Source organism: Clostridium sp. LIBA-8553 (assembly GCF_057782465.1).
Map to the genome: position 1 here is coordinate 3,537,849 of NZ_CM173489.1, position 12,877 is coordinate 3,550,725.

Annotated in this window: 13 protein-coding genes and 2 tRNA genes; 13 read left to right on the plus strand and 2 right to left on the minus strand. The window is 27.7% G+C overall.

The features are described 5' to 3' along the window. Window positions 1–173: 173 nt before the first annotated feature. Both AC2JAQ_RS16155 and AC2JAQ_RS16160 read left to right on the plus strand, forming a co-directional pair. Window positions 174–250 (plus strand) — tRNA-Arg (locus tag AC2JAQ_RS16155). 216 nt (window positions 251–466) lie between these two features. Next, window positions 467–1,606, plus strand: coding sequence for a Card1-like endonuclease domain-containing protein (locus tag AC2JAQ_RS16160; RefSeq protein ID WP_488457271.1), 1,140 nt, complete (start codon window positions 467–469; stop codon window positions 1,604–1,606). Between the two features lie 117 nt (window positions 1,607–1,723). Here AC2JAQ_RS16160 and AC2JAQ_RS16165 read toward each other — a convergent pair whose 3' ends face one another. Then, window positions 1,724–2,608: a phosphatidylserine decarboxylase gene (locus AC2JAQ_RS16165; protein ID WP_488457272.1), complete on the minus strand. Its 885-nt coding sequence runs from the start codon at window positions 2,606–2,608 to the stop codon at window positions 1,724–1,726. Window positions 2,609–2,776: 168 nt separating this feature from the next. Between AC2JAQ_RS16165 and AC2JAQ_RS16170 the strand changes: the two genes are divergently transcribed. The 7 genes from AC2JAQ_RS16170 (at window position 2,777) to AC2JAQ_RS16200 (ending at window position 7,142) form a co-directional block, all read left to right on the plus strand. Then, a complete protein-coding gene (locus tag AC2JAQ_RS16170) occupies window positions 2,777–3,346 on the plus strand; it encodes a TetR/AcrR family transcriptional regulator (protein ID WP_488457273.1) in 570 nt (189 codons plus the stop codon). Window positions 3,347–3,400: 54 nt separating this feature from the next. Next, window positions 3,401–3,475, plus strand: a tRNA-Arg gene (locus tag AC2JAQ_RS16175). Window positions 3,476–3,630: 155 nt separating this feature from the next. Continuing rightward, window positions 3,631–4,896, plus strand: a complete 1,266-nt coding sequence (locus AC2JAQ_RS16180) for an HlyC/CorC family transporter (protein WP_488457274.1) — start codon at window positions 3,631–3,633, stop codon at window positions 4,894–4,896. 2 nt (window positions 4,897–4,898) lie between these two features. Beyond that, window positions 4,899–5,330: a tRNA adenosine(34) deaminase TadA gene (gene tadA / locus AC2JAQ_RS16185; protein ID WP_488457275.1), complete on the plus strand. Its 432-nt coding sequence runs from the start codon at window positions 4,899–4,901 to the stop codon at window positions 5,328–5,330. A gap of 62 nt (window positions 5,331–5,392) precedes the next feature. Continuing rightward, window positions 5,393–5,851, plus strand: a complete 459-nt coding sequence (locus AC2JAQ_RS16190) for a hypothetical protein (RefSeq protein ID WP_488457276.1) — start codon at window positions 5,393–5,395, stop codon at window positions 5,849–5,851. 154 nt (window positions 5,852–6,005) lie between these two features. Beyond that, window positions 6,006–6,371: a ribosomal maturation YjgA family protein gene (locus AC2JAQ_RS16195; protein ID WP_488457277.1), complete on the plus strand. Its 366-nt coding sequence runs from the start codon at window positions 6,006–6,008 to the stop codon at window positions 6,369–6,371. 108 nt (window positions 6,372–6,479) lie between these two features. Further along, window positions 6,480–7,142 carry a glucosaminidase domain-containing protein gene (locus AC2JAQ_RS16200; RefSeq protein ID WP_488457278.1) on the plus strand — a complete coding sequence of 221 codons (663 nt, stop codon included), beginning with the start codon at window positions 6,480–6,482 and terminating at the stop codon, window positions 7,140–7,142. A gap of 72 nt (window positions 7,143–7,214) precedes the next feature. On the opposite strand, the gene AC2JAQ_RS16205 is transcribed toward AC2JAQ_RS16200, so the two are convergent. Continuing rightward, window positions 7,215–8,687: a protein adenylyltransferase SelO gene (locus AC2JAQ_RS16205; protein WP_488457279.1), complete on the minus strand. Its 1,473-nt coding sequence runs from the start codon at window positions 8,685–8,687 to the stop codon at window positions 7,215–7,217. 334 nt (window positions 8,688–9,021) lie between these two features. Here AC2JAQ_RS16205 and AC2JAQ_RS16210 point away from each other — a divergent pair, with 334 nt between their 5' ends. The 4 genes from AC2JAQ_RS16210 (at window position 9,022) to AC2JAQ_RS16225 (ending at window position 12,871) form a co-directional block, all read left to right on the plus strand. Further along, window positions 9,022–10,218, plus strand: a complete 1,197-nt coding sequence (locus AC2JAQ_RS16210; protein ID WP_488457280.1) for a phospholipase C — start codon at window positions 9,022–9,024, stop codon at window positions 10,216–10,218. Window positions 10,219–10,437: 219 nt separating this feature from the next. Next, window positions 10,438–11,364, plus strand: coding sequence for a CobW family GTP-binding protein (locus tag AC2JAQ_RS16215; RefSeq protein ID WP_488457281.1), 927 nt, complete (start codon window positions 10,438–10,440; stop codon window positions 11,362–11,364). Window positions 11,365–11,384: 20 nt separating this feature from the next. Beyond that, complete coding sequence (locus tag AC2JAQ_RS16220; RefSeq protein ID WP_488457282.1) at window positions 11,385–11,975, plus strand: GTP-binding protein; 591 nt, start codon at window positions 11,385–11,387, stop codon at window positions 11,973–11,975. A gap of 2 nt (window positions 11,976–11,977) precedes the next feature. After that, entirely contained in the window at window positions 11,978–12,871 is an 894-nt protein-coding gene (locus tag AC2JAQ_RS16225) for a permease (RefSeq protein WP_488457283.1), read from the plus strand. Window positions 12,872–12,877: the final 6 nt, after the last annotated feature.

Sequence of the window (12,877 nt, forward strand, 5' to 3'; positions counted from 1 at the left end):
CATTTTCCTCCTTTTTTAATATAATATTACTAACTAAGTATAATATTTAATATAAAAAATATCTAGTTAATAGAATAGCGTAATAATATATTTAATAATAAATTAAGCTTTGGGAATAATATGTAATGCCTTGATTTATTAATTAATATATGATATTATAAGTCTGTTAATATGCGGTGGTAGCTCAGCTGGATAGAGTAGTCGGCTACGAACCGATTGGTCGGGGGTTCGAATCCTCTTCGCCGCACCAAAAGCTTGTAACTTTAAGTTACAAGCTTTTTTTGTCCATTAATATATTATAAAAAACTCTATAAATATACTCTTTATATTTTAGTTATAATCGGAATTTAGAATAAAAAAATTTTCTTAGGTGAAAATAATTATAAAATTAAGCTTAATTAAGAATTTTAGTCAAAATTATCTAAGTTTAAAGAAAGATAAAATAATACACTAAAGGTGAAGTAGTATGAATTATGATTTTATAATTACGATTTTAGATGAACATAACGAATCCAGTATTTTATTAACTGAAAAATTAAAGCCTAGAGAAATACTTTATTTATATGAAAGTGATGATGAATTAAAAATTTTGAATCCTTTAAGACAATTTTATTCAAACAAATTTCCTAATTGTATTTTTAATGATGAAAAATTAGAAAAAGATAAATTAATTTCTATTGAAGGAGTTATAAAAAAAATTAAAGATAAAAAAGTAGCAGTATGTCTAAATCAGGGGAATAAAAAGGACATTTTAAGGATGTATACTTTAGCTTTAAAGCATAATATAGATGGTTTTTTTATTGATATACCAAAGGAAGAACTTTTAAAATTTAATTTAGAAGATATACAATGTGAAAAATGTAATTTTGCAGACTTAGAGGTTGAGGATATTATAAGTAGTATTGGTGCATCTATTGTTATAGACTCAACAGAAATTTCTGAAATTAATATTATAGAGAGTATGACTAACTATATAGCAGATAATTTATCATTATGGGAAAACTATAAAGGAAGACTTAGTGATAATAGCGTATTTATTCATGATGTTTCAAACCCAAAATGTATAAAGATAGATAAGGAATTATTAAGTAGAGAAGAGAAAATACTTTTAGATAAGATACTTCAGTTCTTAGAAAAAAATGGCCAGATAAAAATAAAAAATGCAGATCAATGTTTAAAAGTAATGTTTCAAAATGAATTTATAAAAGGATTTATTTTTAAAAGTGGAACTTGGCTTGAAATTTTAACAAAAAATACTATTGAAGAAATAAAAAGTGTTGATGATATAAAAAGTGGAGTTTTATTTCTCTGGAATGATAAAGAAGCTAGAGTTAAAAATGAGTTAGATGTTGTTGCTATAAAAGATTCAGTTCTTATATGTGTTTCTTGTAAAGACTCAAAAAAATATGATGAAGTTGCTTTAAATGAATTAAATGTTTATTCAGAACAGTTAGGAGGAGAAAATGTAATAAAAATATTAGTAGCTACTAAGCCTCCTATTAAATCATCTACTTCAAAGAGAGCTAAGGAAATGGATATAAATTTAGTAATCTTTGATGGAGATAAAAAATCATTTAAAAAAGAGTTAGAAAAAATAATAAAATAAATTTTATTACTTGGATAAATAAAAAAAATAAGGAGAAAATAAAATTAAATTCTCCTATAATCTTATTTTATAAAAAACAGAAGCTTAATTATTAAAAATAATTAAGCTTCTGTTTAACTATTTATGACCAATAGTTTCACCCATACTAACTTTAGTTTCAAATCCTAACTTTGTTTGCTCAACTATATCTTCATCTATCTTTACCATATCTTTTTTAAAGAACAATATAGTAGTTGAACCACCAAATTTAAAGTAACCTTTTTCTTCTCCTTTAGTAACTTTCTTACCAGGAGCATATGTTTGAAGAATTGTACCAACGCAAGTAGCACCAACTTCTACATGAAGAATTTCACCAAAATTATCAGAGTTAAAAATAGACCATTCTCTTTTGTTCTTACAGAAAAGTTCAGATATATTATTAAGTGCTATTGGGTTAACTGAGTAATAAAAACCTGAAATTTTCTTTGTTTCACCACAAGTTCCGTTATCTACAAAATGAAATCTATGATAATCTGTAGGGCATAGTCTTAATATAAGACAAGTTCCACCTTCAAACTCTTTAGCTACTTCAGGATCATCTATTAATTCTTTTAAAGAATATGTATATCCTTTTATCTGAACAACTTTATCAAGATCTATATTTTCAAATGCAGATAATCTGCCATCTCCAGGAGAAATTAAAATATTCTCACTATAATCAATAGGTCTAGCTTCAGGAGTTAATGTCCTTGCAAAGAAATCATTAAAGTTTTCAAATTCATCTATATTTTTATTGCAAAGAGACATATCAATATTAAACTCATCAATAAAAGCATTAATTTTTTTCTTACTTAAAGGAGAGTCACAAAAACTTCCATAAAGTTTTGAGAACATCTTCTTTTTAATAAATAATTCTAAGAAGCTTTTTCCTACAGGAGATGCATAAGACCAATTTATATATTTAAGACCAGCTACTTGCTCGATGTCATAAGTTTTAGTTTTCCTATTATAAACTTTTATCATAAATTATATCTCTCCTAAAAAAATTATGTTAAATATCATATCTTATATTATTATATATATAAAATCAAAATGTAAACAAATAAATTACAAATTTATATATTATTGATTAAACAAAATAAGTGGTATATCATTAAAATTAGTTTATAAATAAAGGTTGGAGTGAGTAGTATGAGTAGAACTAAGAAGGCTATTTTTGAAGCAGCTATAAATGTTTTTGCTACTTCAGGGTATAAGGGAGCGACAGTCGATGAGATTGCAGCTAAGGCTAATGTCGCTAAAGGAACCCTTTATTATAATTTTGAAAGTAAAGAAGAAATTTTTAATTTTGTAGTAAGAAATGGTTTAGAGATTTGGAATGAAAAGTTAACAGAAATAGAAATATCAAAAGATGAGCCTATAGATAAGATAAAGGCGATTTGGAGAATGCAGTTTAAATTACTATATGATAACAGAGCATTTTTTAAGCTTGTAATAAGCCAACTTTGGGGTCAAGAAACAAGACAAGATGAGTTAAGAAGTAAGATTACAGAATATATAGAGAGAATAGAAAGAATATTAAAAGAAGCTATGATAAAAAAACAAATAAGAGATTGTGATGTTTCGCTATTAGCTCATAGCTTATTTGGAAGCCTTATATCTGCATCATTATATGAACTAAGTATAGATAAAAAAATAGATGTTAATACTGTTATAGAGGAACTGACTGAAAATACTTTAAATGGTGTTGTAATAAAATAAGCTGTATTGACATATATTAGTTAAAGAGTTAAAATTATTATAAAATTTAAATAAGTCTCCATAGTTCAATGGATAGAACAATCCCCTCCTAAGGGATAAATGTAGGTTCGATTCCTACTGGGGATACCACGGTTTTAACTGTGAAGAAAAAAACTCCATATTTATATGGAGTTTTTTAAATATTTATAAAAATATATTCAATATGAAAATTTTGTATAATATAATATTAGATAAGGAAAATAAAAAAAAGAAGAAAAATATATAAAATAATAGGAGTGGTTTATTTGGACCAATATACGTTTCAAATTGTGCTTCTTATAGTATTAATAGTACTATCAGGATTTTTCTCAGCATCAGAAACTGCCTTAATGTCTTTAAGTAGAATTAGAATAAGACATATGGTTGATGAAGGGGTAAAGGGAGCTAAATTATTAGAAAAATTATTAGAAGATCCTAATAAATTATTAGGTGGAATATTGATAGGAAATAATATAGTCAACATAGGTGCATCATCATTAGCATCAACACTTGCTTATAGAATTTTTGGTGATGGTGGAGTTGCTTTAGCAACTGGTGTTATGACTATTCTTATTTTAATTTTTGGTGAAATAACACCTAAGTCATTAGCTAAGCAAAATGCAGAAAAAGTTTCTTTATTTGTGGCGCCTATAATAAATATAGTTGTTATAGTTTTTAAACCATTGGTGTGGTTATTCTCTTCAATATCATCATTAATGGTAAAATTACTAGGCGGTGATTTAAATAAAAGTGAGCCATTTATAACAGAAGAAGAATTAAAAACAATGGTTGACGTAAGTGAAGAAGAAGGTGTTCTAGAGGTTGAAGAAAAAGAAATGATATTTAATGTTTTTGAATTTGGAGACCTTCAAGTAAAAGATATAATGGTTCAAAGAGTAAATGTTGTTGCAGTTAATGTAACAGCTACTTATGAAGAGATATTAAAAGTTATAAAAGAAGAACAGTTTTCAAGAATACCAGTTTACAATGAATCAATAGATGATATAGTTGGTATATTATATATTAAAGATTTAATTCTTTTAGATAGTGATGAAGAAAACTTTGATGTAACTAAGTACATGAGAGAGCCATTTAGAACATTTGAATTTAAGAAGATAACAGAATTATTCTCAGAAATGAAGACAACTAGAAATCATATATCTGTAGTATTAGATGAATATGGTGGAACAGTAGGTATAGTTACTATTGAGGACTTAATAGAAGAAATCGTAGGAGATATTGAAGATGAATATGATGAGAGAGATAAGGATATAGAAGTTATCAAGGAAAATGAGTTCGTAGTAGATGGTAGCACAAGACTTTCAGATTTAAGTGATATGATAGGCTTTGATATAGAGTCTGAAGAATTTGATTCTATTGGAGGTTATGTCATAGGATATTTAGGAAGAATGCCTGAGGTTGGAGAAGAAATAAAAACAAATAATATTAGAGTCATTGTTGAAGAATTAGATAGAAACAGAATAAAAAAAGTTAGAGTTTACACATATAAGAGAGAACAAGAGGAGAGTTAATAGTGCTTAGTTTAGCTTTGGAAGAGGCAGAAAAGGCTAGAAAAAAAGGAGAGGTTCCTGTAGGTGTTGTAATCGTCAAAGATGGGAAAGTTATTGCAAAGGCCCATAACTTAAAAGAGAGCTTAAATGATCCAACAGCTCATGCAGAGATCCTTGCTATAAGAGAAGCTTGTAATAAACTTAATAACTGGAGACTTCATGGATGTGAGATGTATGTAACATTAGAACCTTGTCCTATGTGTGCTGGTGCAATTCTTCAAAGTAGAATTTCTAAAATTTATATAGGAACCTTTGATGATACAACTGGAGCTGCTGGTTCTATAGTTAATATTCTTCAAAATCCTAATTTAAATCATTTTCTTGAAGTTAATTGGGAGAATGATGAGAGTTGTAGTAAAATATTAACAGAATTTTTCAAAGATAGACGTGGGTAAGTAATGATTTACTTACCCTTTTTATGTTATACTGAAAATACAAATATTGGTGGGGGTGCGTTATGAATAAATTAGACATGATGGTAGGATATGAAATAAATTTCTATGAAAAGAAGTTTGATGAAAACATAAAGAAATTATCTTACTATATGCATAGATGCTTTAATGAAACTATAGGGGAAAAAGTTGCTGGAATAGCTATAGAAGAAAATCTTTTATATGCTTGGTCATATTATTTTGTTACAATAGCTGATGAAGATCCTAAAATGGGTGACAGAATAATGATGGGACTTATAAACCACTTTAACAAATTATTAGAAGATAAGAATGTAAAAATAAGTGGTAAAGAAGGGGCAAAACTAATGATAGATCCTTCTTTCTGTAGAGTATGGTTTGGTACAAGCTTAAATGTTATGTTAGTTAAAAAATATGGTGAAGAAGATTATAAGGAAGTTTTCGATTATATTAAGGATAATTATTTACAAAAAGAATGTAAAGTAAGATCATTAAAGGTTTCATAATAATATTTTTTTAAATCAGTAAGTAAAGCTTTACTTACTGATTTTGTTTATATTATATAATTAATAAATAGATTTAAGAATTAGAAAATAACAATAGATAAAAGTTAAAGTTTTAAGCAATAATTACATAGAATAATGTGAAAGAAGTGTTTTCATGAAAATAAATAAAAAATATTTATTTACATTTTTTATATTACTAATAGTTGAGGTTTTTATTGCGCTTTTTATTAAAGATAATTTTATTAGACCTTATATTGGTGATATTCTAGTTGTAATAGTAATATACACATTCATAAGAGGATTAGTAGGAAGAAAAATAAGATTTTTACCTTTTTATATATTCTTATTTGGTGTTTTAGTTGAAATTCTACAATACTTTAAAATTGTTGAATTATTAAATCTTCAAAATAGCAGGTTCTTCACGATACTTATAGGAACATCCTTTGATATAAAAGATATTTTATGTTATTTAGTTGGATGTTTAATTTTAGTTCTTTGGGAATTTATAAATAAAAATTAACTATTTAAAGTGAACTCAAATTTTGAGTTCACTTTTTTACATAAATGAAGATCAAGAGGCATATTATTTTAGAGAGAATATTATGTAATTGTATTAGGAGGACTTCTTGTGAATGAAGATCAATTTAGCATAGAGACCTTATTAGTATCAATACTTATAATGTTGACACTTATAAATATTGATGTGATTAATATAACTGAAGCACAAAATATAAATATAGAGATAGAAACAGAAGAAAATGTTCCTATAGTTTCAAATGTTTTTATAACAGCTGACCATGCTAAGAGATGGGCTGAGGTAAAAGGAGCTACTAGTGAGTTTATTGAATTAGCTGATTTGTATTGGGAATATTCAGCTGAACATGGCAATGTAAATCCAGCTTTAGCTTATGTACAAGCCGCTAAAGAAACCGCTTATGGTAATTTTGGTGGAGTTTTAGATGCTTCATATCATAATCCTTGTGGGTTAAAAACTAAGAAAGGTGGAAGTGATAAAGACCCTAATGCTCACATGAAGTTTAAAAGTTGGAGTGAGGGAGTAAAAGCTCATCTAGATCATTTAGCTTTATATGCAGGAGCTGAAGGATATCCAAAGGTTGAGACAAATGATCCTAGGCACTTTCCTTCAATACATGGAAAGGCTGAATCAGTAATTGATTTAAGTAAAAGTTGGGCTCCAAGTGAAACTTATGGAGAAGAGATTCTTGCCATGTATAATGAGCTGATTGAAGTTACAGGAAGTCAGGATGTGGAAGTAATTAATATATTTTAAGAAAGAATAAAAAGAATGGTCTACTTCAATTAATCATGTAAGTAGACCATTTTTATTTATAGTAAAAATTTTTTAAGTTCCGCAGTAAGTTACATAAGGAATATTAGTTTTTTCAGGTAATCTAGTATAATATTCTAAGGTTTTAGAATAGTTATAAGGATTTCTTAATGCCTCTAAAAGATTATTCATAACAGTATAATCTCCTTTTTCAGCACTTTTTAAAGCTTCTTCTACTCTATGGTTTCTAGGAATTATATAAGGATTATTTTTCATCATTAAGTTCTGTATATCCTCTTTTGATTTATTTTCTTCTTTTAATCGATTCTTCCAAAGAGTGTACCAAGTTTTAAATTCTTCAGTATTAAAAATTACTTCATTTTCAATTTTGTTAAGAGTTAATGATACAAAAGTATTAGTATAATCAGCACCGTATTTTTGCATTGTACTTAAAAGACCTTCAATTAATGATTCATCTTCAGGCTTTTTATTAAATAAACCAAGTTTAGCTCTCATCTTATCAAGCCAATAATCTTTATATATTTTAGAAAAGTTTGATACTGATTTTCCTGCAATTTCAATTGCCTCTTCTAAATTATTGCTTAAGAGAGGAAGTAACGTTTCTGAGAATCTAGCTAGATTCCACATAGCTATGCTAGGTTGATTTCCATAGGCATATCTTCCAGCAACATCAATAGAACTAAATACTGTATTAATATTATATGTATCCATAAATGCACATGGACCATAGTCTATAGTTTCACCAGAAATAGCTACGTTATCAGTATTCATTACTCCATGAATAAATCCAACGCTCTGCCATTGTGATATAAGCCTTGCTTGAAGATTTATTACTTCTTCAAGGAATAATATATATTTATTTTCACTATTCTCTATGTGAGGAAAATGTCTTCTAATAGTGTAATCCGCAAGGGCTTTAATATCCTCTGGAGTTCCCCAATGTGCCGCATAAGCAAAGGTACCTACTCTAATATGACTAGATGCTATTCTAGTTAATATAGCACCAGTTTCAAATTTTTGTCTTATTATTTCCTCGCCAGTATCAACAACAGCGAGACTTCTAGTAGTAGGAATTCCAAGGCCATACATTCCTTCACTTATTATATATTCTCTAAGCATAGGAGCAAGAGCTGCTTTTCCGTCTCCACCTCTTGAATATATAGTTCTTCCTGAACCTTTAAGCTGAATATCAAATCTTTTTCCATCTTTAGATATATGTTCACCTAATAGAACTGCTCTACCATCACCTAACATTGTAAAATGACCAAATTGATGGCCAGCATAGGCTTGAGCAATTGGCTTAATTTCTTCAAAAGTTTTATTTCCTGCAAATATATTAAGCCAAAAATCACTATTTAAAACTTCTTCATTAAGTCCAAGTTCCCTTGCAAGAGAGGAATTAAATTTAATAAGTTTTGGATTTTTTGAACCCTTAGGATTTTGTTCACTAAAAAATATACTTGGAAGAGTTGAATAACTATTTTCTAAATTAAATCCTGCCTTTAATTCTAAATTTTTATCATTCATATTTTTCAAATCCTTTGTTTTATAATTTATTTCAAATTTTATTCCATCCCTTATATTATGTCTAAAATTTTTAAATTAAATTAAAAACAATGTTTAAGTTATTATAACACTATTAAATATAAATTTTTATATAGATTTAGCTAAAAATAAAGGCTTTCATAGAAAAGAATGAATTAATTATTATTGGAGTTTGAATTATATTTAAAATTTATTTAAAAAATATTCAATTTTCTAGTGAGTTGCTGGTAAATTTATGGTATAATTTCAATACAAGTATTAATCGTTATCAAACAAAGGGGAGATTTAAGCTTAAAACAATGACGGGGGATAAAAAATGAAAAGAAAAATTTATAAAGTACTTATTTGTGCAACTATAGCAACTAGCCTATGGGCTGTGCGTACAACTAAAGTCTATGCTTGGGATGGAAAGGCTGATGGAACAGGAACTCATGCTATGATTGCAACTCAAGGTGTTACAATCCTAGAAAACGATTTATCAAGCAATGAATCAGAAGGTATAAGAAATAATTTAGAGATTTTAAAACAGAACATGCATGATCTTCAACTTGGGTCTACTTATCCTGATTATGATAAGAATGCCTATGACTTATATCAAGATCACTTCTGGGATCCTGATACAGACAATAATTTCACAAATGACAATAAGTGGTACTTATCTTATTCCATACCAGATACAGCAGAATCACAAATAAGGAAATTTTCAGCATTAGCTAGATATGAATGGAAAAAAGGAAATTATAAGCAAGCCACTTTTTATCTTGGAGAAGCAATGCATTATTTTGGAGATGCAGATACTCCATATCATGCTGCTAACGTAACTGCAGTTGATAGTCCAGGACATGTTAAATTTGAAACTTTTGTAGAAGAGAGAAAAGATCAGTATAAGATAAATACAACAGGAAGTAAAACTAATGATGCTTTTTATTCTAATATATTAACAAATGAAGATTTCAATTCATGGTCAAAAGAATTTGTTAGAAGTTTTGCTAAAACGGCAAAAGATTTATATTATAGTCATGCTAATATGAGTCGCAGTTGGGACGACTGGGATTATGCAGCAAGAGTAGCTTTAGCAAATTCTCAAAAAGGAACATCTGGGTATATATATAGATTTTTACATGATGTATCAGATGGAAATGATTCATCAGCTAACAAAAATGTAAATGAATTAGTAGCTTATATAACAACTAGTGGTGAAAAGTATGCTGGAACAGATGACTACATGTATTTTGGAGTTAAAACAAAAGATGGACAAACTCAAGAATGGAAAATGGACAACCCTGGAAATGATTTTATGACTGGAAGTCAAGATACTTATACTTTTAAGTTAAAAGATAAAAATTTAAAAATTGACGATATACAAGATATGTGGATTAGAAAAAGTAAATTCACGGAATTTGGAGATGACTATAAACCTGCAAATATAAAGGTAATAGCAAATGGAAATGTTGTAGTGAATAAGGATGTAAATGAATGGATTTCAGGAAATTCAACGTTTAATATAAAATAATAATAGGTTTTTGGTGGTATTTAAAGAAAAAAGCTTAAGCAAGATAAAAATCTTGTTTAGGCTTTTTTGCTTTATCTGAAAACCAATGGTGTTTTAAAACATAGTCTTTTATTTATATATATTTAAATAGCCTTTATAGGATTATTACTTAAAGTAATAATCCTTTTATTTTAAGAATATAATCAATAAGAATATTGTTGCTATATTGGGAGGATTCAAATGAAAGTAGATATAATTTCTGGATTCCTAGGAGCTGGTAAAACCACTTTAATAAAAAAGATTTTAGATAAATTAGTGGAGAATGAGAAGGTAGCTATTGTAGAGAATGAATATGGAGAGGTTGGGATTGATGGAGCATTACTTCAAGATAGAAGAATTGAAGTAAAAGAAATTAATTCAGGTTGCATATGTTGTACAATAAAGGGCGATTTTAAGCAGAATATATTAGATATAATTTCAAATTATAGACCTGACAGAATTATAATAGAGCCTTCTGGAGTAGCTAACTTTTCTCAAGTTATTGAGTCAATAAATGAGGCTGGTATAGAAGGACTAAGAATAAATATGAGAATTACTATGGTTGATGCTCAAAATGTTGATATGTATATGAGAAACTTTGGTGATTTTTATAGAAGTCAGTTAGTTAATGCTAATACCATAATACTAACTAGAGTAGAGAAACTTTCTAATGATGAAATTACTGATTTGTGCAATAAAATAAAAAATGTAAATAGTAAGGCTAATATTATAACTACTGAGTTAGGGAAGTTAAGTGCTGAAAGGATAATTCAGGTATCTGAAAGAAAGGTTGAGTCTTTAATAAATAATACAAGTATTAAAAAGCCTAGGGGAATTGGATTAAGAAGGATATCTGCGCCAGAGTTTTTTGAAAATTGGGGAGTGGAAACACCAAAAACTTTTGAGTACTCTGAGTTACTAAAAATTTTAAATGAATTTCAAAATAACAAACATGGTGAGGTTTTAAGAGCAAAGGGAATAATTAAGTCTAAAGATGATAAATGGTTTAAATTTGATTTTGTGCCAAATGATATTTCCATAGTTGATTATAAAAGTGATTACACAGGAAGAGTTTGTGTTATAGGAAGAAATTTAAATAAAGATAGCATAGATAAGTTATTTTCATAATAATAAGGGGGAGGGCTTAGGTGAGAAAGTGTTCTGTTGATTTGATTACAGGTTTTTTATCATCAGGTAAAACATCTTTTATAAATCATATTTTAGATGATTTTTCTAAAGAAGAAATATTAATAATACAATGTGAATCAGGAAAAGAAGCTTTATTTACAAATAAAATTAATAGAAATATTAATATAAAGTATTTTCCTAGCATGGATGAAATAAATGAAGAAGACTTAATAAGAAGTATAAAATTTTATGCGCCTAGGAGAATTTTAATTGAATGTAACGGTGCTGGAGAAACAAAAAGCTTTATAGAGAAAATTAGAAATGGAGAGCTTAAAGAATATTTAAAGATTGGGCTTATAGTTAATTTAATAGATATGACAACTTTTAATATGTTTTTAAAGAATATACCATCAATGATAATACCTAACATATCCTTAAGTAATCTTATTGTTTTAAATAAATGCAATGAAATAAGTCCAAACTCTTTAAAAGAATATAAAGAAATGATAGGAAGATTTAATCCTAATGCACATATAGTAAATTGTATAGGCAAGGAAGAGAGAAATATGAATTTTAATAAAGATAGACTTATAAATAGGATGATGGGATAAGTATGGAGCTTTTAAATAAATTTTCTATAATTTTTTCTAGTATAGTAATAGAAGCGCTGCCTTTTATACTTATAGGGGCAGTGCTCTCTTCCTTTATGCAAGTTTATATTTCAAATAATATCTTTAATAAAATAATATCTAAAAATAAATTGTTAGGTTCAATTCAAGCTGGTTTAATAGGTGTTTTTTTACCAGTTTGTGAGTGTGCAACTGTACCTATAACTAAGGGTTTGTTAAGTAAAAATGTTCCTATAAATGTAGGAATAACTTATATGTTAGCTGCGCCAATAGTTAATCCTTTAGTTATTTTATCAACATATTACGCCTTTGATGGAAACATAAAAGTAGTATTGTTGAGAGTAGGAATTGGTTTTGGAGTAGCAGTTATAGCTGGATTACTAATGCTTTGTTTAAGTGAAGGAAATAATATTTTAAGAGAAGATAAAGTTTTAGATTTAGAGGGTAGGTGTCTTTGTGGCTGTTCAGAAATAGATGATGATTCTAGTAAGCCAATAAGGCTTTTAAAGCATACCTCCATTGAATTTTATGAAATAGGTAAGTATTTTATAATTGGTGCTACCTTGGCAGCATTATTTCAAACTTTTGTGCCAAGGGAGAGTATTTTTTATTTTGAAAATAGTACAGTGTTATCAATAATAATACTAATGATATTTTCATTCTTAATTTCCTTATGTTCAGAAGCTGATGCTTTTGTTGCTAGTACTTTTATGAACAGATTTTCTTTAGGGTCAATAACTGGATTTTTAATTATAGGACCTATGATAGATCTAAAAAACACAATAATGTTATTTTCAGTATTTAAAAAATCCTTTGTAATTAAGCTTTTATTTGTAGTCTTTTCACTTTGTTTTATAGCTTCAGCTTTGGTATTTTAGGGAGGA